The sequence below is a fragment of the Rothia sp. HMSC066H02 genome, from assembly GCF_001814995.1.
GTDB lineage: Bacteria > Actinomycetota > Actinomycetes > Actinomycetales > Micrococcaceae > Rothia > Rothia mucilaginosa.
Window position 1 is genome coordinate 154,312 of the sequence record NZ_KV818673.1, and the last position, 23,904, is coordinate 178,215.

The 23,904-nt window shown below is 61.8% G+C and carries 20 protein-coding genes; 16 read left to right on the plus strand and 4 right to left on the minus strand.

Annotated features, from left to right (window positions below; translation table 11 throughout):
* Positions 1-35: 35 nt before the first annotated feature.
* Both HMPREF2999_RS03380 and HMPREF2999_RS03385 read left to right on the plus strand, forming a co-directional pair.
* Positions 36-4,037 carry a DEAD/DEAH box helicase gene (locus HMPREF2999_RS03380; protein WP_070675833.1) on the plus strand — a complete coding sequence of 1,334 codons (4,002 nt, stop codon included), beginning with the start codon at positions 36-38 and terminating at the stop codon, positions 4,035-4,037.
* Complete coding sequence (locus HMPREF2999_RS03385) at positions 4,030-4,350, plus strand: hypothetical protein (protein WP_080562533.1); 321 nt, start codon at positions 4,030-4,032, stop codon at positions 4,348-4,350. Before HMPREF2999_RS03380 ends, HMPREF2999_RS03385 begins: the two co-directional genes overlap by 8 nt.
* A 91-nt stretch (positions 4,351-4,441) precedes the next feature.
* Here HMPREF2999_RS03385 and HMPREF2999_RS03390 read toward each other — a convergent pair whose 3' ends face one another.
* Together HMPREF2999_RS03390 and HMPREF2999_RS03395 are read right to left on the minus strand one after the other, a co-directional pair.
* Positions 4,442-4,627: an FmdB family zinc ribbon protein gene (locus HMPREF2999_RS03390; RefSeq protein ID WP_005505091.1), complete on the minus strand. Its 186-nt coding sequence runs from the start codon at positions 4,625-4,627 to the stop codon at positions 4,442-4,444.
* A 229-nt stretch (positions 4,628-4,856) separates the two neighbouring features.
* A complete protein-coding gene (locus tag HMPREF2999_RS03395; protein ID WP_246823064.1) occupies positions 4,857-5,525 on the minus strand; it encodes a 5-formyltetrahydrofolate cyclo-ligase in 669 nt (222 codons plus the stop codon).
* Between the two features lie 351 nt (positions 5,526-5,876).
* On the opposite strand from HMPREF2999_RS03395, the gene galU reads away from it, so the two are divergent.
* The 7 genes from galU (at position 5,877) to HMPREF2999_RS03430 (ending at position 13,899) form a co-directional block, all read left to right on the plus strand.
* The gene (gene galU / locus HMPREF2999_RS03400) at positions 5,877-6,785 is read left to right on the plus strand and encodes a UTP--glucose-1-phosphate uridylyltransferase GalU (protein ID WP_070675829.1); all 909 of its coding nucleotides are present in this window, start codon (positions 5,877-5,879) and stop codon (positions 6,783-6,785) included.
* Positions 6,786-7,089: 304 nt separating this feature from the next.
* Positions 7,090-8,679 carry a hypothetical protein gene (locus HMPREF2999_RS03405; RefSeq protein WP_070675827.1) on the plus strand — a complete coding sequence of 530 codons (1,590 nt, stop codon included), beginning with the start codon at positions 7,090-7,092 and terminating at the stop codon, positions 8,677-8,679.
* Positions 8,680-9,102: 423 nt separating this feature from the next.
* Positions 9,103-9,603 (plus strand): DedA family protein, encoded by a 501-nt coding sequence (locus HMPREF2999_RS03410; protein WP_070675825.1) that lies wholly within the window; start codon positions 9,103-9,105, stop codon positions 9,601-9,603.
* Between the two features lie 95 nt (positions 9,604-9,698).
* Positions 9,699-10,949, plus strand: a complete 1,251-nt coding sequence (locus tag HMPREF2999_RS03415; protein ID WP_070675823.1) for a LysR substrate-binding domain-containing protein — start codon at positions 9,699-9,701, stop codon at positions 10,947-10,949.
* Positions 10,950-10,987: 38 nt separating this feature from the next.
* A complete protein-coding gene (locus HMPREF2999_RS03420) occupies positions 10,988-11,485 on the plus strand; it encodes an NUDIX domain-containing protein (protein ID WP_005505097.1) in 498 nt (165 codons plus the stop codon).
* A complete protein-coding gene (locus HMPREF2999_RS03425; protein ID WP_070697711.1) occupies positions 11,485-12,669 on the plus strand; it encodes a glycine betaine ABC transporter substrate-binding protein in 1,185 nt (394 codons plus the stop codon). Before HMPREF2999_RS03420 ends, HMPREF2999_RS03425 begins: the two co-directional genes overlap by 1 nt.
* Positions 12,670-12,675: 6 nt before the next feature.
* Positions 12,676-13,899, plus strand: a complete 1,224-nt coding sequence (locus HMPREF2999_RS03430; RefSeq protein ID WP_005505099.1) for a pyridoxal phosphate-dependent aminotransferase — start codon at positions 12,676-12,678, stop codon at positions 13,897-13,899.
* 121 nt (positions 13,900-14,020) lie between these two features.
* Here the strand turns inward: HMPREF2999_RS03430 and HMPREF2999_RS03435 are convergent, their stop codons facing one another.
* Both HMPREF2999_RS03435 and xseA read right to left on the minus strand, forming a co-directional pair.
* Positions 14,021-14,278, minus strand: coding sequence for an exodeoxyribonuclease VII small subunit (locus HMPREF2999_RS03435; RefSeq protein WP_049327598.1), 258 nt, complete (start codon positions 14,276-14,278; stop codon positions 14,021-14,023).
* A 65-nt stretch (positions 14,279-14,343) separates the two neighbouring features.
* A complete protein-coding gene (xseA, locus tag HMPREF2999_RS03440) occupies positions 14,344-15,645 on the minus strand; it encodes an exodeoxyribonuclease VII large subunit (protein WP_070675819.1) in 1,302 nt (433 codons plus the stop codon).
* A 155-nt stretch (positions 15,646-15,800) separates the two neighbouring features.
* Here xseA and HMPREF2999_RS03445 point away from each other — a divergent pair, with 155 nt between their 5' ends.
* The 7 genes from HMPREF2999_RS03445 (at position 15,801) to ychF (ending at position 23,854) form a co-directional block, all read left to right on the plus strand.
* Positions 15,801-17,024, plus strand: a complete 1,224-nt coding sequence (locus tag HMPREF2999_RS03445) for a dehydrogenase (protein ID WP_070675817.1) — start codon at positions 15,801-15,803, stop codon at positions 17,022-17,024.
* Positions 17,025-17,051: 27 nt separating this feature from the next.
* Positions 17,052-18,137 carry a 4-hydroxy-3-methylbut-2-enyl diphosphate reductase gene (locus HMPREF2999_RS03450; RefSeq protein ID WP_070675815.1) on the plus strand — a complete coding sequence of 362 codons (1,086 nt, stop codon included), beginning with the start codon at positions 17,052-17,054 and terminating at the stop codon, positions 18,135-18,137.
* Positions 18,138-18,507: 370 nt separating this feature from the next.
* Entirely contained in the window at positions 18,508-19,461 is a 954-nt protein-coding gene (locus HMPREF2999_RS03455; RefSeq protein WP_070675813.1) for an ABC transporter ATP-binding protein, read from the plus strand.
* A 53-nt stretch (positions 19,462-19,514) separates the two neighbouring features.
* Complete coding sequence (locus tag HMPREF2999_RS03460; RefSeq protein WP_005505105.1) at positions 19,515-20,273, plus strand: ABC transporter permease; 759 nt, start codon at positions 19,515-19,517, stop codon at positions 20,271-20,273.
* A 164-nt stretch (positions 20,274-20,437) separates the two neighbouring features.
* Positions 20,438-21,700, plus strand: a complete 1,263-nt coding sequence (locus HMPREF2999_RS03465) for a sensor histidine kinase (protein ID WP_005505107.1) — start codon at positions 20,438-20,440, stop codon at positions 21,698-21,700.
* 139 nt (positions 21,701-21,839) lie between these two features.
* The gene (locus tag HMPREF2999_RS03470; RefSeq protein WP_005505116.1) at positions 21,840-22,472 is read left to right on the plus strand and encodes a response regulator transcription factor; all 633 of its coding nucleotides are present in this window, start codon (positions 21,840-21,842) and stop codon (positions 22,470-22,472) included.
* A 296-nt stretch (positions 22,473-22,768) separates the two neighbouring features.
* Positions 22,769-23,854: a redox-regulated ATPase YchF gene (gene ychF, locus HMPREF2999_RS03475; protein ID WP_005505132.1), complete on the plus strand. Its 1,086-nt coding sequence runs from the start codon at positions 22,769-22,771 to the stop codon at positions 23,852-23,854.
* Positions 23,855-23,904: the final 50 nt, after the last annotated feature.

The following is a 23,904-nucleotide window of genomic DNA, read 5'->3' on the forward strand; positions in this document are numbered from 1 at the left end:
GGGCAGAGGACCCCGGAAGAACCACCATCTTCGGTGTGTACGCGCAAACGTACACCGCACTGACCCACAAGGACACTCACGACGTGAACCAGATTCCCGAGCCTACCGACGCGCAACACGCACCCGGCACCCCGGCTGATACTGCTCAGCCCGCCGCAGCCGCCGCGACCTCAGCAGAGGAAACCCACGAAGTAGCCGACGAAATCAACATCGCCGAGCTGCCCGCACACCTGAACCCCGCCCACGAGGACTTCGACCCCTCGGCGGGGCTTGAGCGCTGGGCAGAACAGATGGACGTCTACACCGGCCCGGACGCGATGCTCGACTTCAACCAGGTCGACTACGTGCACATCGACCTGTCCGAAGCGAACCCCTCCGGTCTCGCTCAGCTACTCGCCGGACGCAAGACCCGCCTCTCCACAATCCTGCGCGACAAGTCGCAGCTCGAGGCGGGCATGCGCTCCGCCCGCACCCTGCGTACCAAAATCTACGAACTCGCCACCGATCACGGCCTTGACTCCGGCTACTTCGTGGCGGGTACCGCCTCCTGGCTGTCGCACGACACCCGCGAGGACGCCGCCGCCTACGAGAAGCGTTTCATTGCGCCGATTCTCATGGCGCCGCTGAGCATCACTCCGCACCCGAAGGATGACGACTTTGAGCTGCGCCTCGCCGGTTCCGCACGCCTGAACCCGGCGATGGTCCGCCAGATCAAGCAGGAGTACGGCATCGACCTGGGCACCATGGACGTGGCGCAGCTGGCGAACTCCATGTCCCGCCTGGACCCCGAGCCGGTTATCGAGCGTATGCGCGCATCCGCCGGACGTATTCCGGGCATGACCATTGAGTCGAAGTACTTCATCTCCACCTTTGCTGACCTGAAGGAAAGCCTGGGCGAGCTGCCGCACACCGCCATCACCCCGCTGGTGCGTGACCTGGCGGCACTGAAGGTTCCCGGCGTGAAGCCGCGCGAGCTCAACGCCCACAACCTGCAGCAGCCCCTGGATCAGCGCGACCCGGCAGAAGAAATGCTCCTGCTGGACGCTGACGCTAACGCCCAGGAGATTATCGACACCGCGGTCAGCGGTTTCTCCTTCACGATTACCGCGGCGCCTGGCACCGAGCCGCTGCGTACCGCCGTGAACATTGCTTCCGCCCTGATGGGTCGCGGTAAGTCCGTGCTCGTGGTGGGCGAGAAGCGCTCTACCCTCGCTGAATTCTCGGCGCTACTCAAGCGCACTGGCATTGAGAGCCTGCGCTACGACCTGCTCGCCGAGCACGATGCTGAGGCTCAGCGCGCCGAGTTCATTCGCGCGATTGTGCGCAATGAGGGTGCGGAAGAGCCGAACTCTGAGGACCTGAACGAAGAGCTCGTGGCGACCCGTGCCGCGCTGCTCGATCACACTCGTGCCCTGCTGAACAAGGACTCGAACTGGCAGATTTCTGTCTACTCGGCGTTGCAACGTCTGGCTGAACTGACCGCCTCCGAGGACGGCCCGGCAACCCGCGTGCGTTTTGACCGCCCCATGCTTGATGCGCTCATGGAGCGTGAGCAGGTGCGTGCCGAGCTGGTGCGCCTGGGTGAGATTGATGGTTTTGCGGCGGCTTCGCGTACCTCCCCGTGGTACCGTGCCCGCCTGGTCAATGACGAGGAAGCCGCCGAGGCGTACGCCCTGGTCATTACCCTCAAGTCCTCCCTGCTGAACCTGCGCGAGGCGATGAACCGCACCAGCGCCATGCTGGGTCTGCGCCGCGGCCGCACCATCGCCGAGTGGGAGTCGCAGCTGGCGATTCTGATGCGCATCCGTGAGACCCTCAAGCGTTTCCGCGCGGACGTCTACGACCGTCCGGTGACCGACCTGATTGCGGCGACTGCTTCGGGCGCGTGGCGTCGTGAGAACGGCATCGAGATGAGCAGTATGCAGCGTTCCCGCCTGCGCCGCGCGGCGAAGGAGTACATCCTGCCCGGCGTGAATATTGGTGACCTGCACGAGCAGCTGAAGGTGGTTCAGGCGGAGCGTGCCGAGTGGATTCGCCACATTGAGGCGCCCCGCACCCCGCAGATCCCGGAGAACCTGGATCAGCTGGCTGACGCCCTGAACTCCCTGGTTTCTGAGTTGGCGGGCCTGGGTATTGTCCTGGCTGACACCGTTGAGGGCACCGATTTTGTGCGCACCGACCTGGACGTGCTGGATGCGCGCCTGGACGCCCTCATGGCGGACCGCGTGCTGCTGATGACCCTGCCTGAGCGTGACGCTCTGACCCAGAAGTTGCGTGAGCGCGGCCTGTCGGAGCTGCTCGATGACCTGTACGCACGTCAGGTTCCGACCGAGGTTGTTTCCGCTGAGCTGGAGCTTGCCTGGTGGCAGTCTGCCCTGGAATTCTTGCTGCAGCATCACGAGGGTAAGCTGCTGGACGGTGACCGTCTGCGCGATACGGAGTCCCGTTTCCGTCGCGCCGACTACGCTCACATGACCAGCGCCCCGGCGCGTCTGCTGGCGAAGATTGCGCGCGTGTGGACTGAACGTATTGAGTCTGAGCACGACCAGGCGGCGTACCTGAAGAGTCAGCTACGCGGCTACGAGTTCGTGCTCGAGGAGCTGTTGACTCACGCCCCGGTCATGGCGCGTACCCTGCTTCCGCTGTGGACTGCGAGTCCCTTCGCCCTGGCGCGTAAGGTTCCCGCCTCCATGCGTTTTGATACGGTGCTGCTGCTGGACTCCGAGTCGACCCCGCTGGCGGCGAACCTGCCGGCGATTACCCGCGCCGACCAGGTGATTGCCCTGGGCGACCCGCATTCGGGTTACCCCTCGCCGTTCATCGTGTCTGCGCCGACTTTCGGTGCGCCCGAGCCGACCGACGAGCAGCTGGACAGCACCTTCGACGTGCTCGCTACCGTGCTGCCCAACCGCACCCTGGCGATGCTGCACCGCAGCATGGACCCGGTGATTCTGGACTACCTGAACCGTGAGTTCTACGGTTCGCAGCTACATGCGGCTCCGGTGAGCCGCGCCTCCTCTCAGCCTGCCGGTTCGCTGACCGTTGAGTACATTGATACTCGCGGTAAGGTCAGCGATAACGCGAACCTGGATTCGCCCGGTGTTGAGGTGGAGCGCGTGACGAACCTGGTACTGGAGCATGCCTACCGTACCCCAGACCGTTCGCTGGCGGTTGTGACGGCTAGCCCGAAGCACGCTCAGCGTGTGGCTGAGTCGGTGCGTCACGCCCTGAGCCTGTACCCGCAGCTGGCGCCGTTCTTCGCCGCTGGTGAGGAGTCTTTCCGCGTGGTCGATCTGACCCGCGCTGAGACCCTCGAGCGCGACACCGTGATTTTCTCTCTGGGTGTGGGCCGTGCCCGACTGGGTCAGGCATCGTACGATTTGGGTCAGCTGTCTGCCGAGCACGGTCGCCAGGGCTTTGTGGTGGCGTTGACTCGCGCACGCCGTGCCTTGCGCATCGTTTCGTGCATTGACCCGTCGGAGCTGGACCCGCAGAAGCTGCATCATGGCGCGGTGGACTTCTACCACCTGCTGCGTGAGCACGCGGAACGTCAGGCGCGTGAAGAAGCAGAGGCGAAGGCACAGCGCGTGCCGGAAACCCTGCCGCGTAACGCATTCTTGGCTGCCGACGATGCGGACACCCCGGATTTGGGCGACTGGCTGCTGAACGATTTGGTGGCGCGCCTGCTGGCTTGCGGTGTGCGTGTGAGCCGCGGTGAGGGCGATATCGCTCTGATTGCGCACGCCCCGGAGAAGCTGGCTGCTGAGCCGGTGCCCGCGCTGGGTGTGGCTCCTGTGGTGTCTTCGCAGCCGAGTGCTCCGGCGGCTATGCCGCTGGTGGCGTGCTCTGATGGCGAGCAGAATTACGCGCGTGCTTCGGTGCGTGAGCGTACCCGTCTGCTGCCGGAGCGTCTGAGCCGCACGGGCTGGAACTACATTACGCTGGGCACCCTGGAGGTGTTCGCCGACCCGGATGCTGTGGTGGCGCGCGTGCTGCACTACCTGGATATGGATGAGGGCGCTGAGGTTCGTGGCTAGTTATTCGTCGACGCCGAAGCCTCGCCGTGGTCACCGCCGTGTGAGCGGCGGAGGCTCGGTGAGCGGGGCTGAGCCTCTGCTGGTGGGTGTGACGACGCCTCCGGTGGTGGCTTCGGGTGCCTCGTCTGCTGCGGGGGCTTCCGCGAAGAAAGCTGATGCCCAGAGCCAGAACTCCCAGAAGAACCAGAACGCCCAGAAGGCGGGTTCTCAGAGAGCGGCTACATCTGAGCAGCCGCTGACCCCGGAGGAGCGTGAGCGTCTGGAATGGATGCGTCAGCAGCGTCCTCCGCACTGGGGTAACAATATCGTGTAGCGCATCCGAGTCGGGAGTGCTTCTTAAACGCCGAGGGGCGGGGCAACCTGTGTTGCCCCGCCCCTCGTTTTGGCTGGTGTAGAACTTCCGCTTAGGAGTTGCCCTTGTCGGTGCTGTAGAAGCCGGAACCCTTGAAGGTCACACCGACGGTGTTGTAGCGCTTGCGCAAGGTTTCTTCGCCGCACTGCGGGCAGACGCGCAGTGCATCGTCGCTAAAGGACTGGCGCTGTTCAAAGACGTGGTTGCAATTCTTGCACTGGTAAACGTAGACCGGCATTTTGTCCTTCTGTATCCGTTTTCGCTGGGATGGTTTATTAACGTGGTTTGAGTGTACCGCTTTTGAAAGGTTGGGAGCTATTTGCGTTTTCTTCTCAAATAGCTATTTCTGTTTCTTTTCGCCTTTTTCGTGAGTGATTTTGTTGGTGTGTTCCTGCATATCTTTGCGTTTTGCATAAAGATTCGGGGTGTCAATCAAGAGCGAACCGGGCATGGGGAGTCGGGTGCTTTTAGCCCTGCCGGTGAGCGTGGAAAATGCCCCGCTCGGTGAGAATCACCGGCAGAATAGCGTCCCACCGGTCGTAGGGGATAGCTTCGTAAATTTCGTCAGCAAAGACCACACCGATGCTCTGCTCCTCCAGTTGCTGTGCGCTGAGCAGGGGGATAATCCGGTCGTAGTAGCCGCCTCCTTGACCGAGGCGGTGCCCGCCAGCATCAAAGGCGAGAGCGGGGATGAGGCGCACATCGGCGTTCACGAATGCCTGTGAGTCCTGTTCTTCACCTTCGGGTTCGGGGATTCCCATGGGGTTGAGCGGATGTTCAACGGCGGGGTCCCAGTGCACCCAGGCGAGTTTGCGGCCGGGACGCACGACGGGCACGAGGATGCGGTGTCCCTGCTCATGGAGAGCGTTTAGGGCTTGAAGAATGGGCGGCTCGGATTTGGTGGGCAGATATGCCGCAATGGTGCCGGGGGAGTGGACCCGCTGCGCGACTGCTTCGAGGATGTGGGCGGTGAAGAGCTCCTGCATCTGCTGCTGGCCGTGTTCGCCGCGGTGGCTGCGTGCGGTGAGGCGGCGCGGGCGGATTTGGGAGCGGAGAATGTCTTTGTCTAGGGAGATATCGTCTGCGCTGGCACCGGCGTCGGAGTTGCTGGTGGCGGCTGCGGTATTGAGGTTCATGGTGTTTCCCATCGTCTTTGCGGGTGAGGTCTTATGCGGGGCGGGGGAGAGCGGTTCTATGGGCTAGATTGGCTGGTTTGGGTCATGATGCCTCCGCGCTGAGGGGCGTTTCGAGGCAGGGTGAAAACGTTCTTGTAGATGGCAAAAAGCAACCTACTCTGTTGGGCTGTAGATTCTACTTTTTAGTATAGGGATTACAGAAAATAGCATTGGGCTCTGAAGAAGGTATTTTCTCTACAGCCCGAAGAATGTGCCTTCACCGATATGTAGTTAGTCACGTTGAAGATTTTTTCATGTCATAGTGTCGATAAATCGCATTGAGTACTTTACAACTTAGGGTATTCTTGTGGCATGGCTACTGAAATTAAGTCTGTTACTAAGGCAGTTATTCCTGCTGCTGGTCTGGGCACCCGATTCCTGCCCGCAACGAAGGCAACCCCCAAGGAAATGCTCCCCGTCGTCGATCGTCCCGCGATTCAGTACGTGGTGGAGGAAGCAATTCGTGCCGGTCTGAACGACGTTCTGATGATTACCGGCCGTAACAAGCGTGCTCTCGAGGATCACTTCGATCGCGTTCCCGTTCTGGAGCAGCAGCTCGCTGAGCAGGGTAAGGACGCCCTGCTGGCATCTGTTGTTGAGACCAATGAGCTCGGTGGCGATTTGCACTACGTGCGTCAGGGCGACCCCAAGGGTCTGGGCCACGCTGTTCTGCGCGCAAAGCGCCACGTTGGTGATGAAGCATTCGCTGTTCTGCTCGGCGATGACCTGATTGATGAGAAGGAAGACCTGCTCGCTCGCATGGTGGAGGTCCAGGAGCGTACCGGTGGTTCCGTCGTTGCTCTGATGGAGGTTCCCCGCGAGGCTATTTCTGCTTACGGTGCGGCCGCTATTGAGGCTGTTGAGGGCGAGGATGGTTTCGTTAAGATCACCGGTCTGGTTGAGAAGCCTGCTGCTGATGAGGCTCCCTCGAACTACGCTGTGATTGGCCGTTACGTTCTGAGCTCGAAGGTCTTCGAGGTTCTGGAGAACACCGCTCCGGGCCGCGGCGGCGAGATTCAGCTGACCGACGCCCTGCAGACCCTGGCCCAGGGTGAGGGCGAAGGCGAAGGTGTCTACGGTGTGGTCTTCTCGGGCCGCCGTTTCGACACCGGTGACAAGCTGTCCTACCTGAAGGCAAATGTTATTCTTGCTGCTGAGCGCCCCGAGTTCGGTGACGACCTGCGCGCATGGCTGAAGGACTTTGTTGCAGAGAACTGCTAAGCACTCTGCACCCGCCCTCTCGTGAGGGCAACCGATAAATACCAACCACGCTGAGGAAGGCGTTCTTTCTGGTGGGGCGTTAGCCCCGAGGGAGGGCGCCTTCCTTTGTGTCGTACGTGGGATATCGCTGAGTGAGGGCTTGGCGATGGTCTCGCGTTGAACATGCACAAGCATCTTCGGATGCATATTCCTTCCGGGGTATATGCGCATATCCAGCCCGATTCTTGCCGCTTATGGAAAGCATCGGGAATATAAGGGTATGATTAAAGTCTAGGGATATAGGGACGATAGAGGGCGACCTGATATGACGCTTTTGAACACCTCGGGTGTGTTGGTAATTCTGACCGTGATTTTGCTGCTGTGGTTTGTGCCCAGGAGCCTGCGTCGCGCGCCCGCTGGTCCCGCCATGGAACCCGAGCGTCCCCTGATTAGCGCCGAGCGTACTGCAGAGGATATTCTCGCCTCCGCGGGTGTGCTGCTGAATGAGTCGGAGGCGTACCAGTCCTCCGATCATGCGGTGGCTCCGGGTACCTCCCTGCCCTCTTCCGCTCTTCCGCAGGCTTCTTCCCGTTCCTCCCACACGGTGGAGGACTCCGCCCAGCCTGCGCCCGATACGGCTTCTATTTCGCAGATTCGCGAATCTTCCCCGACTGCCCCGTACACGGATGAGATTCCGGTCGTGGAGGACGCAAAGCCCTCGCCTCTGTCCTACTTTGATACTTCGAGCCCGAGCGGTATTGCCCTGCTGGTTGCAGCTGGTCTGGGTGTTCTTGCCCTGGTCACCGGCCTGTTGGCGCTCTTTGGTGTGCTGGCGTGGGGTTGGGCTGTTCTCTTCCTGATTCTTGCCGGTGGCACGTGGGCTGTCAGTCGCTTCGGTCTGCTGGAGTCTCTTGAGACCCAGGTCAAGGCGAACCGCGATGAGCGCCGAGCCAAGGCTGAGGCAGAAGAAGCATTTGAGAGCGAATCTGAGGACGAAGAATCTGATGTTGAAAAAGCTTACGATGGCGCTTCCGAGCCGGTAGAAGATTTGGAAGCTGAAGCTCCTGTAGCTGAAGCTGCGGAAGAGTCTGAGCCTCAGGCTCGCCCGGCTGCCCGTGAGGCCGCTACCCGCAAATCTGCCGGCGGTGTGAACCGTGAGGCGGCACGCCCGAGCCGCGCGCACATCGCGGTGGAGTCCTCCGATGAGGCTCCTTCTCGTGTTGCCCGTTCCGTACCTACTCGTTCTACCGAACCGTCCGCGGCTCATCGTACTGAGCACCGCCAGCAGCGTCCGAGCCGTTTCCAGCCGATTCGCCGCGGTAGCGTGCTCTTTGATCAGGAGAGCGGCTCCGCTGCTTCCTCTGCTGCACCTCGTACCGCGGGTCAGCCTCAGGTGGCTCAGTCTCAGCCTGTGCAGCCCGCTCAGGCACCTGCGGTTCCCGCTCAGCCGGTACCTGCTGCCCAGCCGGTAGCGCCTCAGCCTGCACAGCCCGTTCAGCCTGCTCAGGCTCAGCAAGCTCCCGCTCAGGCACCTGCACAGCCGGTAGTAGCTCCTGCTCAGCAGCCAGCAATTCACCCGGATCAGCCGGTGGCTCGCCAGGCTCTGCGCGACGGTTCGCCCGTCCGCCAGGCGCCTGCGGCACCTGCTACTCAGGCTCCCGCTCAGCAGATTCCCGAAGAGATTCCTCTGCCGGATGTCCTGGATGATTCCGAGTTCGACGCGCTGGATATCGCCTCGCTGAATGACCCGGCTCTTTCGACCGGTGCTACTGTGACCGGTGGTGTTCGTTCGACGAACCGTCACCCCGGTGCCGGCTCCTCCTTTGAGGCTGTGAGTAACACCTGGAACCCGGTTCAGTTGCCCAAGCCGCTGAGTGCTCTGCACCGTCAGGACAAGAACCAGGGTAAGAAGTAGACTTTGCTCCAGACACGCATAAAACCCCGACAGTTCACACTGTCGGGGTTTTTGTATGCCTGGGGATGATTGGGAAGAAGTTAAAAAGAAAAGGAACCCCGTCCATGGGGTTCCTTTTCTAGCATCACACACAGGAAGAAAGTCTTCTAGACCGATTAGGAAGGCCTTCCCACAAGGCCTGCCCTATTCGGTAATAAAAATATATCCTAATTCCCGCGTGGGTGACAAGCCGAAAATAGCGACACCCTGTCAATAAACTAAGGTTTACCTAAGTGAAATCCGCGCCATTGCAGGCGACAAGAGGCAATAGCCCCCGGCTGAAAAAAGTTTAAAAATTTTTTCTGCCACCTCTATATGTCGAATAAGAAGCCTCAAAGAACCTTCAATCAGGTCAATATCGCCCACTCATGAGAGAATAGCCGGGTGAAAGATTGGTTTGACGCACTCCCGATTGAGGTTGCCCTAGCTTTCATGTGGGTGGTCGGAATCGTCCGCACCAGCATCGTGTACGCTCTTGGCGCGCTCGCTGCTGAAGGCGGCGCTCGCCTCGACCGCATCCGCAAAGCCATGGACAGCCCGCTCTACCGTAAAGCGCGCCGCTTGATTAACCGGTGGGGCGTTATTGCTGTGCCCCTCTGCTTTCTCACCGTGGGTCTGCAAACCGCGGTTATCATCACGACCGGCTTCACGAAAATGCCGCTGCGCCGCTGGGTTCCCGCGATGCTGGTTGGAACCTTCATCTGGGCATCTATCTACACCACCATTGGCTTTGCAATTCTTGCCGCGCTTGGCCTGGAGCCGTGGATGTTCCCGCTCGCCCTCGCTATTGTTATTACGGTGCTGGTCATTGTGGCTCAGCTGCGCGAACGCCGCATTAACCGCGAAACCGTTGAGAACACTGCGGATAACATCGCCGAGAACTAGTTATAGCTTCAGCGGGGGTATAAGTGCACTCTCGCCGGGTTGAAGCCGCTCACTTGCCCTCAATGCCCCCGCCCAAGATGTGCTAGCGTGGAGGGATGAGTTCATCCGCATCCTCCACCGCAGGCACCCCCGAAGAGCAGCCCGTCAACGACTCTGCCCTCACCGCAATCGACCCCGAGCAGAGCGCGCCCGAAAACGCTACCGACCAGGTAGAAAGCGAAGCGCCCGCCGAGGCGCCCACCCGCGTGTACCTGCACCCCGAGCAGCTGGCAATGATCCAGACCCCGGAGGCTCTGCCCGTCCCCGTGCTGCAGCGCTCTGTGCTGCGCATTAGCTACGTGCCCGCGATTATGCCCGGTAAGTGGTTCAACCGCTGGCACGAGCGTTACGGCGACCGCGTGCAGCTGGCGGAGGTGCCCGTGCGTGAGGCGCGCGGCCTGGACTCCCTGCATCAGGACCTGTGCCTGATTGATCCCGCCGATAACCCCGCCGCTGGATCCTCCGGTGAATCCGCCGCTGGATCCTCCGTTGAATCCGCCGCTGGGTCAGCAGAAGAGGGAACCGCCGTATCCGAGGCGCCCGCCGAGGTTAGCGCTGAGGCTACCGAGCACGCCCCCATTGAGCGTAAGGACGTACCCGAGAACCCCTTCGCACACATGAGCATTGTGCGCCCCGACCGCGAACCGGCAAGCACCGACGGCGAGAAGTACCACAGCATCCGCCTCTACGAGGAGCTGCCCGTGGTCATTCTGCCGGTGGACCATGTGCTCACCGTGCTTGATGAGGTGCCCGTGGAGGAGCTTGCCGAAGAGTTCCTGCTGCAGCCCGCCTCCGATATTCCCGCCTATGAGGAAGTCTCCCGCGCATGGCGTGAGAACGCCGGTCGCATCGTGCCCGAAGGTCTGACCGATAAGGAAACCATCGAGCTGGTTGCCGCCGGTGTGGGTCTCTACATTGTGCCCATGTCCATTGCGCGTTTCTACCACCGCAAGGACCTCACCTATCGCCCCGTTGCGGGCCTGGACCTCTACCCGGTGCACCTGGTGTGGCCGCGTGCCCCCAAGGGCGAGCCGCGCAGCGAAGAGCTCGAAGCGCTCCTGCAGGACTTCATCGGTATTGTGCGTGGCCGCACCGCAACTAGCGAGCGCGGTAGCGAAACCCGACAGGCACGCGCCGAACGTATCGCCGCCGAAAAGGCAAAGGAAAAAGCGAAGGCACGAGCCGCCAACGCCCGCCGCGAAGCACGCGATAAAAAGCGCGCCAACGCCAAGAAAAACGGTAACGCGCGCCAGCACGCTCGACAGTCCGCCAAAGCCGCCAGTGCACGCCGCGGCAAGAAACGCTAACGAACGATAGACGGTAAAATCAAACCATGGCATTAGCAATGGAAACCCGACCTGCAGCCTACGCAGTGATCATTGAGCAGGGCAAGCTGCTCATGACCCGCTGGGTGCCCGAAGACCGCGCACTCAGCCCCCTCTGGTCCCTGCCCGGCGGCGGCATGGAACCCGGCGAACAGGCCGACGAAACCGCGCTGAGAGAAACCCTCGAAGAGACCGGCTACAGCGTCGCCATTGAAGACATTCTGGGCGTGCACGCCGGACACTTCCCCGTGCGCTCCACTCAGAAAGACCCGCAAGCGCTACCCTTCTGCGCCCTGCGGGTGGTTTTCCGTGCCCACATTGTCACCGGCGAACTGCGCCACGAAATCAACGGCTCCTCCGACACGGCACGCTGGGTACCCATCGCTGAGCTAGACACCATCCGCTACGGCACCCTCATCGACGAGGTCGCCTCCATGATGGGCTACTCGAACGCCGCCAGCTGGGCACGCGAATACCGCGAATTTCTTGCCGACGAGAACGCACGGAAGCTTCCCTAATGAACCGACTAACCCTCACCCGCCGTGCGGCGCTCACCTCCCTGGCGCTCATGCCGCTGCTTGCCGCTTGCGGGAATAATGACGCAACCCCGCAGGTGGACCCTTCCGCATCAAGCTACGGCACTCTGCGCATCGGCTACGGTGCTCTGCGTGAGATGCGCGCCGTAGCGAACGTGTACGCGCGCGCCCTGCGACAGATTGGCTACTCCGTTGAACTTGTCGACACCGACAACAGCCGTGCCGCCGCCCTGCGTGGGCTCATGGTTCCTTCGGCTAACTCCGCCACCCCTACCGCAACTTTGCCCGACGATGAGGAAACCGGTAGCACCACTGCCGCGGCCCTTGAATCGTTGGACCTGGTCATCGACTACAGCGGCGACCTACTGCTCTACCTGACCGACGACGGCAAAATCAGCCCCGCCGCCGCGCAGAACGAACGCATCGCCGCCTCCGTGAGTGCCTCCGCTCAAGCGGCAGGCGTGACCCTGCCCCCGGCAGCTACCCCCACCGCGGAGGAGAGCACCGCCTCCGCGCATGCTACGGACGCTACCGCAAGCCCCACTGCAAGCTCCACCCGCTCCGCAGACCCCATCAACCTGCGCGCCATGAGCACCACCGACATGACCAACGCCATCTCGCGCATCCTGCCCGAAGAGCTCATGCTCCTTAACGGCGCCCACGCCACCAACAAGGATGTACTGGTCACCACCCGCGCCGTGAGTGCCCGCCACAAGCTCAACTCCCTCGCGAACCTGCGTGAGGTGCAGTCTTCCCTGGCGTTCTCTATTCCGACCGGGTACTCCAGCGGCACCTACGGCGTGGATTCTTTGCGTAGCCTCTACCGCTACCGTGTGCACGACCCGAAGATTCAGGACAACCCCGCCGAGCGAGTTAAAGCCCTGACCTCCGACACCGTGCAGGTGACCCTGCTGCACAGTAGCGACTCCGCGATTGAAGAGAACCGCCTGGTCACCCTGGAGGACCCGTCAACGGCACTTTTGCAGCAGCAACTGGTGCCCATTATCCGCCGTACCTTGCCAGATAGCGCCCGGACGGCAATTAACCGCGTATCATCTACATTAGACACGGGTAACCTCTCGTTCCTGCTGCGTCTGACTAGCGGTTCCAACCCCATCGCAGATGACGACGCAGCACAATTCATTTTGGATCACCCTAGAAAGTAAATCATCATGACGAAGTACCGTCAGTCCTCAAAGTTGAGTAACGTCCTGTACGACATCCGCGGCCCCATTCTGGATGAGGCCAATCGCATGGAAGCGATGGGCCACCGCATCCTCAAGCTGAACATTGGTAACCCCGCGCCCTTCGGCTTTGAGGCGCCGGATGCCATCATGATGGATATTATTCGTCACCTGCCTGAAACTCAGGGCTACTCTGACTCCCGCGGCCTCTACTCGGCACGTACCGCCATTGTGCACCACTACCAGAACCGCGGCATCATGAACCTCGACACCGAATCTATCTACTTGGGTAACGGTGTGTCTGAGCTGATCCCGATGACCCTGCAGGCACTGTGCGAGACCGGCGACGAAATCCTGGTCCCCATGCCCGACTACCCGCTGTGGACCGCAGCCACCGCGCTGGTCGGCGGCAAGCCCGTGCACTACCTCTGCGATGAGGAAAACAACTGGTACCCGGACATCGAAGACATTAAGTCGAAGATTACCGAGCGCACCAAGGGCATCGTGGTTATTAACCCGAACAACCCCACCGGTTCCGTCTACCCGCGTTCCGTGCTTAAGCAGATTGTGGATGTGGCACGCGAACACGGTCTGGTCGTGTTCTCTGATGAGATTTACGAAAAGATTACCTACGATGGCGCAGAGGCCATCAACATGGCAACCCTCACCGGCGACGACGTGCTCTGCCTGACCTTCTCCGGCCTGTCCAAGGCGTACCGCGTCTGCGGTTACCGTGCAGGCTGGGTCGCAATCACCGGCCCGAAGAAGGACGCCGCAAGCTACCTTGAGGGCATTCACCTGCTCGCCTCCATGCGCCTGTGCTCCAACGTCCCGGCACAGCACGCAATCCAGACTGCGCTCGGCGGCTACCAGTCCATTAACGAGCTGATCGTTCCCGGCGGCCGCCTGTACGAGCAGCGCACCCTGGCGCACAAGATGCTCAACGAGATTGACGGCATCAGCTGCACCAGCGCGGACGGCGCGCTCTACCTGTTCCCGAAGATTGATGTTGAGCGCTTCGACATTACCGACGATGAGCAGTTCGCCCTGGACCTGCTCAAGAGCCAGAAGATTCTCTTCAGCCACGGCCGCGCGTTCAACTGGAAGGACCCGGACCACTTCCGCCTGGTGTTCCTGCCCGATACGCAGACCCTCACCAGCGCCCTGGAGCGCCTGGGCAACTTCATGGCTGACTACAAGCAGAAGCACTAGCCTTCCCGCCTCTGCTACATATAGACAGAAATAGCCTGCCCCGCAGTTCTGATGAGCTGCGGGGCAGGCTATTTCTGTTTGACGGCTGGAGGATGTGCCAGAGCGGGTGCTGGAAGCGGCTTTAGTTTGCCAGGTTCTCCTGACCAGCCTGTGCGCCGCGTGCCGCGTTCAGGCGCTCCTGCGCGCCCTGCAGCCACGCCTCGCAGCGGGCGGCAAGCGCCTCGCCACGCTCCCACAGGGCGATAGAGGTCTCCAGGTCGCTGGCGCCGGACTCCAGCTGGCGCACGACCTGCTCCAGCTCGGCACGCGCCTGCTCGTAGCCGAGGGTTTCGACGGGGGCGCCCAGCTCGGCGCTGTTGAAGCTAATGTTCTCGCTCATTGAGGAACCTTTCAGGGGTAAAAGCTTGGGATAAAACTAGGGGTAAAACGTAAGGGTATCGAGGTTTAGGAGATGTTTGAGGGATTCGTAGAAGTCACAGTTGCCTGCGCCGAACCGGTCGCCGCGCGTACCATAATCTGCTCGCCTTCGCTCAGTGCCGAAGCGTCACGCACAATAGCGCCCGCGGCATCCTGAACGATGGAGTAGCCGCGGTTGAGCGTCTGCGCAGGCGAGAGCGAACGCACTCGCGCCAACGTATGCGACAGAGTCGCCGACTCACGCTCCAGACGGTGCTGCACCGAACGGTGAGCGCGCTCGCGTAGCTGGCTCAGCTCCTCCACACGCATGAGCAGGGAGGACTCCGGGTGAGTGAGCACCGGGCGGCTACGCAGCTGGGCAATGTAGTTCATCTGCATGCCCACGTAGCCGAGCACCGCGCGGTCCAGGCGGGCGCGGGCCTCGGTGATGCGGGCGGTTTCCTCCGAAATATCGGGCACAATGCGCTTACCCGCATCGGTGGGGGTGGAGGCGCGCAGGTCGGCGACCGCATCGAGGATGGGGGAGTCTGCCTCGTGACCGATTGCCGAGACCACCGGGGTGGTGGCCGCCGCGACGGCGCGGATGAGCGCCTCCTCAGAAAAGGGCAGCAGGTCTTCGAAGGATCCGCCGCCTCGGGCGATGACGATGACGTCCACTTCCGGGTGGGCGTCCAGTTCGGCGAGAGCCGCAATGACCTCAGCCGCCGCACCCTCACCCTGAACGCGGGTATTGCGCACCTCGAAGACCACGCCGGGCCAGCGCAGGGAGGCGTTGCGGATAACGTCCTTCTCCGCGTCAGAATCGCGACCGGTAATCAGACCCACGCGATTCGGCAGCATGGGTAGCGGCTTCTTCCTCGCGTCAGAGAACAGCCCCTCAGCGGCGAGAGCTTCACGCAGACGCTGCAACTGCTCGTGCAGGTTACCGGTGCCGACCGCGTACACTTCCTTGCCGATGAGGGAGAGCTTGCCGTTCTTCCACAGGCTCGGCTTGGCGCGGGTGACGATGCGAGCGCCTACGGTCACATCGGCCGCCAGGCCGCTACCGGCACGCCCGAAGAGCGCGAGGGTGAAGGAGAAGTCTTCGTTGAGGTCTTTGAGCTCCATGAAGACGTTGCCACCGCGGCCGTTGAGGGAGGCGACCTGCGCCTCCACCCAGAGCTCGGGAACCTTGTCTACATAGTTTTTGAGGTTCTGCGCGAGCAGGGCGAGGGGCCAGGGGTTGGTGGCGGTGGTTTCCTGAGACTTCCCGGGAAGCTGCCGCTCGTGCACGGGCGGCACCACCAATGCGGGTGCCGGCTGCGCTGCGGAGGGGTTGTAGAAGTTCATGCCTTCTATTGTCCCTGATTGGTCGGTTATGCGCCTGCTCACAGGTCAGCCTGGCGACTCGGGTAGCTTGCACGGAGTGCAGGCAGAACTTAGCTTCTGGCGCATTCTGCGGGTCCGAATCGGCTTTGAACACTGTGAGCGGGTACCCTAGGCTCATGCGCTCACCCGATCAGTCAGCACATCAGAACAACGCCCTCAACACCGCCGCGGCTTCGTCAGCGGCGGGTACTGGCGCGCAAAACTACCCGGCGGACGCGACCCGAGTCGTCGACACCCGGATTACCCACACGGACGGCTACTACACGGGTGGTTCCTACACAGCGGATGAAGACACCACCCTGCTACAGCCCACGCGCACGCTCGGCCACACCGCAGCCCCCACCAAGGCTGAACTGCAGGCTGCCCCGGAGCCTCCCTTCGCGGCAGGTTTGCGGAGGTTCCTGACCGTTGTGCTGTGCGCCCTGGCCCTGGTGACCGGTTTGGGTGCAACCGCGGGTGCCTGGGTGAACTCCAAGCTCATGTCAGAGCGCGGTTTCTCGCAGATTTCCTCCACCCTGGCGGAGGATTCGCAGCTCGCCTCGCGCATCGCGGACGGTGCGGTCGAAGACCTCATGAACTCCGAAGCTATGACAACCTTCCTCGACGGCACCAAACAAAGCGGCTTATACTCCATTCTTGTAAAGCCGACACAAGACGGCATACGTTCCCTGCTCAACCGTTCCGCGGCTGAGCTGTCAAAAACTGAAGAATATCGAAGCCTCTGGAAGGAAATAGCCGAGGAAACTCGCCGCTACAACCTCGAACACCAGGACGGCCCCGCCGTCATTGTGCTCACCCCCTTCTACCGTGCGCTGGATGCGAAGGTCGGCTCTATCGGCTCCTTCGACCCGGACCTGACGAAGCTCGGCCCTGAAACCCTCAACATTGACCGGTTGAAGGACGGCAACAATCAGCAGGAGCAACAGGAGTGGTTCCTGCACGCCGGCATTAACCGTGCCGCCGCGCTGGGCAAATCCACCGTGCCGCTGACCATCATCTCGGTGCTGAGCCTGCTGCTGGCTACGTTGCTGGCACCCAGGCACCGCATCCTGGTACCGGTGGTCACGGCTCTGCTCTACGCACTGCTGGGCTGGGGCGCCGCAGCCTGGTTTGGCGGCCAGAGCCCTGAATCCCTGGGAATTACCAGCCACAGCACCGCCGGAACGGCGCTGATTACCGGGGTATGGAACCAGCTTGCACCGTCACTGACCGGGCACTTGCAGGCGGCGGCAAGCTACGGGCTGGTCCTGGCGATCCTCGCCCTGCTGCTCGGTATTCTGATTCGCCTCATCGCCCTGGGACGTAGCCCTGCGAGCGGTGCCACAGTCATCACACACTAAAAGTCCGAACAACGTAGGATAGTAACCATGTCCACTGAAACTATTGCCCTGGGCCTGCCGCCCGTACCCCGCGAGCGCCGCAGCCGCGCCGACGTTGAAGCCGCCGCACCCGTCACCGGTGAGAAGAAAGTCCTGCTCGCCACCCCGCGCGGTTACTGCGCAGGCGTTGATCGTGCCGTGATTGCTGTTGAGAAGGCGCTGGAGCACTACGGCGCGCCCGTCTACGTGCGCAAGCAGATTGTTCACAACCGCCACGTGGTGGAGACCCTGGAGAAGCAGGGCGCTATCTTCGTTGATGAAGTGGATGAAGTTCCCGAAGGCTCCGTGACCGTGTTCTCGGCGCACGGCGTGTCCCCGGCGGTGGTTTCCGCAGCTGGCGACCGCTCCCTGAATACTATTGACGCGACCTGCCCGCTGGTGAACAAGGTGCACCGCGAGGCTGTGCGCTTCGCCAAGCAGGACTACGACATCCTGCTCATCGGCCACACCGGCCACGAAGAGGTCGAGGGTACCGCCGGTGAGGCGCCCGAGCACATCCAGATCGTGAACTCGCCCGACGAGGTGGACCAGGTGACCGTTCGCAACCCGGAGAAGGTCGTCTGGATTTCTCAGACCACCCTGTCCGTGGATGAGACCCTGGAAACCGTGGCGCGTCTGCGTGAGCGTTTCCCGTCTCTGCAGGATCCGCCCTCGGACGACATCTGCTACGCAACCTCCAACCGCCAGGGCGCTATCAAGGAGATCGCTCCGCGCGCAGACCTGGTGATTGTGGTCGGTTCGGCGAACTCCTCGAACTCCGTGCGCCTGAAGGAAGTAGCACTCGAATACGGCGCTAAGCGTGCCGAGCGTGTGGACTTCGCACACCAGGTGGACGAGTCCTGGTTCGAGGGTGTGGCAACCGTGGGCCTGACCTCCGGCGCGTCCGTGCCCGAGGTTCTGGTTCAGGAGGTGCTGGCTCTGCTCGCCGAGTACGGCTACAGCACCATCGAAGAGGTGGAGACCGCGAAGGAAGACATTCTCTTCTCCCTGCCGAAGGAACTGCGTTCCGCCCTGAAGAATGATGAGAACGTTGGCCGCCAGCTCGGTGGCCGCGGCGCTAAGCCCACTCGCTAAGACTTTTAGCTTATGACCCCGTGTCCTCTTCCCCGTGTGGGGAGAAGACACGGGGTTTTTCGTGCATGAGGATGCACAGGTAGGGGTTCTTGCGCAGCTTCGCGGTCTCGCTACGCGGGGGAGTGCCCCCTCTGCGGCGCTGGGGCGCCTTGAGGACGGAGCCCCCGCTTCGCGTGACCGCCTCCGCTGCTGGGGGAGTTCCCCTTCTGCGGCGCCCCAATAACGATTGACACAGGCGCCTTGAGGACGGAGCCCCCGCTTCGCGTAACCGGCCGCGACGCTCGCATGTCCTCAACTCATGACATTTGTCATGTGCAGGTCATGACACTCTGTACCGCAGCGGCGCGAAAACCGGCGGTGTAATAGAAACATGAACACCGCAGCACTTCAGAACAGCAAGCAAAACACCGCAGAAACCGTTATTTCTGCCCGCTCCCTCCGCCAGGTTTTCACCACCCGCGCGGCAGGCACCGTGGTCGCCGTCGACTCGATTGACCTGACCGTCAAGCGCGGCGAAATCATCGCCCTGCTCGGCCCCAACGGCGCAGGCAAGACCACCCTCATCGACATGATTCTTGGCCTGACCCAGCCCAGCGGCGGCGAATTGAGCGTCTTCGGTCGCAACGCCTCAGAGGCGGCACGCGCCGGTCTGCTCGGTGCAGTGCAGCAGACCGGTGGCCTGCTCAAGGACCTGACGATTCGCGCCACGGTCGAGATGATTGCGGCGCTGTACCCCAAGCCCATTGACGTGGATGAGGTACTCGCCGGCGCCGACCTGACCGATATCGCTAAGCGTAAGGTCGGCAAGTGCTCGGGCGGCCAGCAGCAGCGTCTGCGTTACGCCCTGGCGACCATGCACTCGCCGGAACTGCTGATCCTGGACGAGCCGACCGCCGGCATGGACGTGAATGCGCGCCGCACCTTCTGGGAACGTATGGAAGCCATCGCAGAACGTGGAACGACCATTCTTTTTGCGACGCACTACCTGGAAGAAGCACAGAACTTTGCCCAGCGCATCGTGCTCATGGAATCCGGCTCCATCATCGCTGACGGCTCCTCCGACGAGATTCGTGCCCTGACCGGCCACCGCCACCTTTCCTTCCTCGCACCCGCACCCATCACCGACCTGGATGTTCCGGTCGAGGTGACCGAAGAGTCCGGCGGGTACCGCCACCGCATCTCCGTGCTGGAGATTGAGCAGGTACTGCGCACTCTGCTGAACAACTACAGCATCACCGACCTGGAGGTCACCAAGCCCTCCCTGGACGAGTCCTTCACCCTGCTGACTGAGCAGGCCGCCGCCTCCAAGGCATCCGACGCCTAAACATCAGACCATCTAAACGCTACGCCGCTGCTACACACCTCAAGGAAAACATCATGCTCCGCTACGCACTCTACGACATCCGCGCTTCTATCCTCTCGACCGACCGTTTCTTCTTCGGCGTGGCACTGCCGATTGTCTTCTTCCTGCTCTTCGGTGCGATGCAGGACTACTCCTCCCAGCAGATGGGCGACGGCAACGTAGCGGCCTACGTCATGATTGGCATGGCGCTGTATGGTGCCGTGCAGAACACCGTGGCGATTAGCGGCAGCACCGTCACCGAGCTCTCCAGCGGCTGGAACCGCCAGCTGGCGCTGACCCCGCTGACCACCGGCAAGTACCTGGGCGCGAAGGCACTGACCGCCCTGGTGATTTCTGCGCTGCCGGTGATTGCGGTGAACATTGTGGGCATGTTTACCGGTGTTGAGATCCCTGTGAACCAGCAACTTGCCGCCGGCGCGCTGACGGTGCTGTGCGGTCTGGTGTTCGCCTTCTACGGCATCATGATGGGTCTGCTGATTCGTAACGAGAACGCCGTGTCCATTGCGAACGGTCTGCTGGTGATTATGAGCTTCTTCGGTACCGTGTTCTCCCCGCTGAGCACCGACCTGCTGAAGTACGCACGCTTCACCCCGCTGTACGGTGCCGCCGAGATTGCTCGCTACCCCTTCACCGCAGGTCAGACCATTATTCTGGGTGGTGAGGACTGGTTCGTGACCGAGCCGCTCTGGTACGCAGTGGTGAGCCTGGCAGTGTGGGCAGCGATCTTCCTGGGTGTTTCTGCCCTGCTGATGCGCCGCGCAACCCGCCGCTAAATGTTTCTTCCCGCCGCAGTCTTACGGGTTCCGTAGTATCAGGGGCTCCCGAGGCTGCGGCGGAAGCCGTATCCACTCACACTGCATCTACTAACACTGCCGCTACTGACACCGCCGCACCGGTAGCATCTGCACCCGCGGCACCCGCACGTTAGGCTAGAACCATGACCGAAACCCACACCCATTCCTACGAGAACGAACACCCCCACGCAGAGAATGAGGCGGCACCCTCCGCCGCGAAGCGCACCCTGGGCAAGCACCGCTTCCGCTTCCTCCACCGCGAACGCAGCGGCAACGTGAACTGGCTGGCACTGGGCTTTAGCGCCCCGTGGCTGGTGTTTCTGCTCATGCCGCTGGACAGCTTCCTCACCACCCCGGAGCTGGGGCCGGTGCGCTGGGCCGGTGTGGCGCTGGTGGCGCTGTTTGCGGTGGTGAACTGCTCGGCGTACGCGGTGCCGTGGCTGGTGCCGGTCGCCTCCACGGTGCGTCGAAGCGTCATCTGGACGGTGCTGATGGCTCTGCCTGTGGCTGGCCTGACGGCGCTGCGGCTGGAATCGGCGTATACGGTGTTCTTGTCGTTCAGCATGTACTTTGTGGCGTTCTGGATTTTTGGCACAATCGCTCCGTACCGCCTGCGCTTGGGTGTAGCGGCGACGATTGCCCTGGTCTGCTGGTTAATTTTCATGGTGGGCACCGGCTTTGATGTCACCGCGCACGGCGGAATTGCCCTCTTTATCGGTGCACCGATGGTGGGCATGCTGGGCTTCTCCTACCTGATTGAGCTGGGCGAACGCGCGGACGTAGCACGTGCCTCCCTGGCGCTCTCCGAGGAACGTGAAGAAATCGCCCGCGACGTGCACGACGTGCTCGGCCACTCCCTGACCGTCATCACCCTCAAAGCGGAGCTGGCGCAGCGCCTGTTGGAGATTGACCCCGCCCGCGCCGGCGCCGAGATGGAGGCAATCGCGCAGCTGTCCCGCGCATCCCTGGCGGAGGTTCGTTCAACCGTGACGCGCCTGCGTGTGCCCGACTTCTCGGGTGAGATTGAGGGTGCGGGTCGTGCCCTGCAGACCGCCGGTATCCGCGCCGAACTGCCGGAGGCTCAGAACGCGCTCGCGGTTGCTGGTGTGAACGCGAAGCTGTTCTCCTGGGTTCTGCGTGAGGCGGTCACGAACATGGTACGCCACTCGGGTGCGAACGCGGCGCGGGTGCGTCTGAGCGCAACCGGTCTGGACATCCTCGATAACGGCGTGGGTGTGGGCGATGCGCGCGGTAACGGTCTGACGGGTATGGCTCAGCGTGTGGCGGCGTCCGGCGGTAGCGTGGTGATTGAGGCGGCGCCCGAGCAGTGGCTGGCTGAGAACCCTGGCGGTGGGGTGGGTACGCGCATCCGTGTGAGCATGGACGGCGACACCTCACTGCTGTAGGTAGGTTCTGCAGATTGTGGAACTTGGCGCCGCGCCCTGGACGGGGGAGCTACCCGCCCCTGTATGGTGGTGATAGACAACCTCACGCGGTTGTGCTGCCCGCTATTTTCTGCCCCGTCTTCACCCCAGGGAGGCCCCCATGATTCGTGTTCTGCTCGCTGACGATCAGCAGCTCATCCGTGAGGCTCTTGCCGCTCTGCTGGGCCTGGAGGTTGACCTGCAGATTGTGGGTCAGGTCGGTAGTGGTGATGAGGTGTTGGGTGCTGTCGCCCTGTTGAAGCCGGACGTGGTGCTGTTGGATGTGCAGATGCCCGGTACTTTGCTGGCTGATGGTATTGAGGCGGCTGCGGCGTTGCGTGATGCGGGTGCTTTGAGTGAGTCGGGTGAGCCGGTGCGTACGCTGATTGTGACGACGTTTGGCCGTCCGGGCTATGTGCGCCGTGCGTTGGAGGCTGGTGCGAGTGGTTTTGTGGTGAAGGATACGGGTGCTCGCCAGTTGGCGGAGGCGATTCGTCGTGTGCATGCGGGGTTGCGTGTGGTGGATCCGTCGTTGGCGGCGGATTCTTTGGTGACGGGTGCTTCTCCGTTGACGGAGCGTGAGGCGCAGGTGCTGCGTGAGGCGGCGTCGGGTGGTACGGCTCAGCAGATTGCGTCGGCGTTGTTTTTGTCGGCGGGTACGGTGCGTAATTATTTGTCGGCGGCGATGGCGAAGACGGGTGCGTCGACTCGCCAGGATGCGGTGCGTATCGCCACGGAGAACGGCTGGCTCTAACTCGCTGCTTCTCAATAATTCGGGCGGGGGAGCGATGGTGCTTCCTCGCCTCAGTTTTTCGCCTTCACTTTCTCCTAACCGGTGCCTATCCCTGTACTCGGGGCGGCTCCTGCGCGAACACGGTAGAATGGTAGTGTCTATGCCCGCAGGCGCCCCGCACCCGTTTCTTCCCGAGACAGGCGGTGTCGCGCTTGGAAGCGGGCACCATTTTCGCCCTGTGCCCGCCCGCACCCGCCGCATCACTTACGCGGCGCATTCTGAGTGTTTGGCGGGGTACATGATTCGAAGGAAAACTTGTGGCTCTAACTATCGGCATTGTTGGCCTGCCTAACGTGGGCAAGTCCACCCTGTTCAACGCTCTGACCGGCAACACTGTGCTGGCGGCTAACTACCCGTTCGCGACTATTGACCCGAACGTGGGCGTGGTGAACCTGCCGGATGCGCGTCTGAACCGTCTGGCTGAGATTTTTGGTTCGGAGCGTATTCTGCCTGCGACTGTTTCGTTCGTTGATATTGCGGGTATTGTGAAGGGCGCTTCTGAGGGTGAGGGCCTGGGTAACAAGTTCCTCGCGAATATTCGTGAGGCGCACGCTATCGCGCAGGTGGTGCGTGCGTTTGATGACCCGGACGTCATTCACGTGGACGGCAAGGTCGACCCCGCATCCGATATGGAGACCATCAACACTGAGCTGATTCTGGCTGACCTGCAGACTTTGGAGAACGCTATTCCGCGTCTGGAGAAGGCTGTGAAGATTAAGAAGGGTGACGCCGCTCAGCTGGAGACTTATAAGGCTGCGCAGAAGATCCTGGAGGATGGTGACACCATCATTTCTCGTGCGAAGGATGCAAAGCTGGAGCTGGCTCACCTGAAGGAGCTGAACCTGCTGACTGCTAAGCCGTTCATTTACGTGTTCAACGCGGATGAGGGCATTCTGGCGTCTGAGGAGAAGCAGCAGGAGCTGCGTGACATGGTGGCGCCGGCTGAGGCTGTGTTCTTGGATGCGAAGCTGGAGGCTGATCTGGTGGAGCTGTCTGAGGAGGAGGCTCGCGAGATGCTGGAGATGAATGGTCAGGATGAGTCCGGTCTGGATCAGCTGGCTCGCGTTGGCTTCTCGACTCTGGGTCTGCAGACTTATTTGACTGCTGGCCCGAAGGAGGCTCGCGCCTGGACGATTTATAAGGGTGATACTGCGCCGCAGGCTGCTGGTGTGATTCACTCTGATTTTGAGCGTGGCTTCATTAAGGCTGAGGTTGTGTCTTTCAAGGACCTGGATGAGGCTGGCTCCATGGCGGAGGCGAAGGCTCGCGGTAAGGTCCGTATGGAGGGCAAGGACTACATCATGCAGGACGGCGACGTGGTCGAGTTCCGCTTCAACGTCTAAGCGATAAGAACATAACAGCGGAGCCCCGCACTGTACGTACAGTGCGGGGC

What these genes read in the sequence shown, in the direction of transcription:
- HMPREF2999_RS03435 (WP_049327598.1), bottom strand. Translation starts at nt 14,278, where the DNA reads ATGAGCGAGAACATTAGCTTCAACAGCGCCGAGCTGGGCGCCCCCGTC.
- HMPREF2999_RS03470 (WP_005505116.1), top strand. Translation starts at nt 21,840, where the DNA reads ATGATTCGTGTTCTGCTCGCTGACGATCAGCAGCTCATCCGTGAGGCT.
- HMPREF2999_RS03450 (WP_070675815.1), top strand. Translation starts at nt 17,052, where the DNA reads ATGTCCACTGAAACTATTGCCCTGGGCCTGCCGCCCGTACCCCGCGAG.
- HMPREF2999_RS03415 (WP_070675823.1), top strand. Translation starts at nt 9,699, where the DNA reads ATGAGTTCATCCGCATCCTCCACCGCAGGCACCCCCGAAGAGCAGCCC.
- HMPREF2999_RS03395 (WP_246823064.1), bottom strand. Translation starts at nt 5,525, where the DNA reads ATGAACCTCAATACCGCAGCCGCCACCAGCAACTCCGACGCCGGTGCC.
- HMPREF2999_RS03430 (WP_005505099.1), top strand. Translation starts at nt 12,676, where the DNA reads ATGACGAAGTACCGTCAGTCCTCAAAGTTGAGTAACGTCCTGTACGAC.
- HMPREF2999_RS03465 (WP_005505107.1), top strand. Translation starts at nt 20,438, where the DNA reads ATGACCGAAACCCACACCCATTCCTACGAGAACGAACACCCCCACGCA.
- xseA (WP_070675819.1), bottom strand. Translation starts at nt 15,645, where the DNA reads ATGAACTTCTACAACCCCTCCGCAGCGCAGCCGGCACCCGCATTGGTG.
- HMPREF2999_RS03405 (WP_070675827.1), top strand. Translation starts at nt 7,090, where the DNA reads ATGACGCTTTTGAACACCTCGGGTGTGTTGGTAATTCTGACCGTGATT.
- HMPREF2999_RS03425 (WP_070697711.1), top strand. Translation starts at nt 11,485, where the DNA reads ATGAACCGACTAACCCTCACCCGCCGTGCGGCGCTCACCTCCCTGGCG.
- galU (WP_070675829.1), top strand. Translation starts at nt 5,877, where the DNA reads ATGGCTACTGAAATTAAGTCTGTTACTAAGGCAGTTATTCCTGCTGCT.
- HMPREF2999_RS03420 (WP_005505097.1), top strand. Translation starts at nt 10,988, where the DNA reads ATGGAAACCCGACCTGCAGCCTACGCAGTGATCATTGAGCAGGGCAAG.
- HMPREF2999_RS03455 (WP_070675813.1), top strand. Translation starts at nt 18,508, where the DNA reads ATGAACACCGCAGCACTTCAGAACAGCAAGCAAAACACCGCAGAAACC.
- HMPREF2999_RS03460 (WP_005505105.1), top strand. Translation starts at nt 19,515, where the DNA reads ATGCTCCGCTACGCACTCTACGACATCCGCGCTTCTATCCTCTCGACC.
- HMPREF2999_RS03390 (WP_005505091.1), bottom strand. Translation starts at nt 4,627, where the DNA reads ATGCCGGTCTACGTTTACCAGTGCAAGAATTGCAACCACGTCTTTGAA.
- HMPREF2999_RS03445 (WP_070675817.1), top strand. Translation starts at nt 15,801, where the DNA reads ATGCGCTCACCCGATCAGTCAGCACATCAGAACAACGCCCTCAACACC.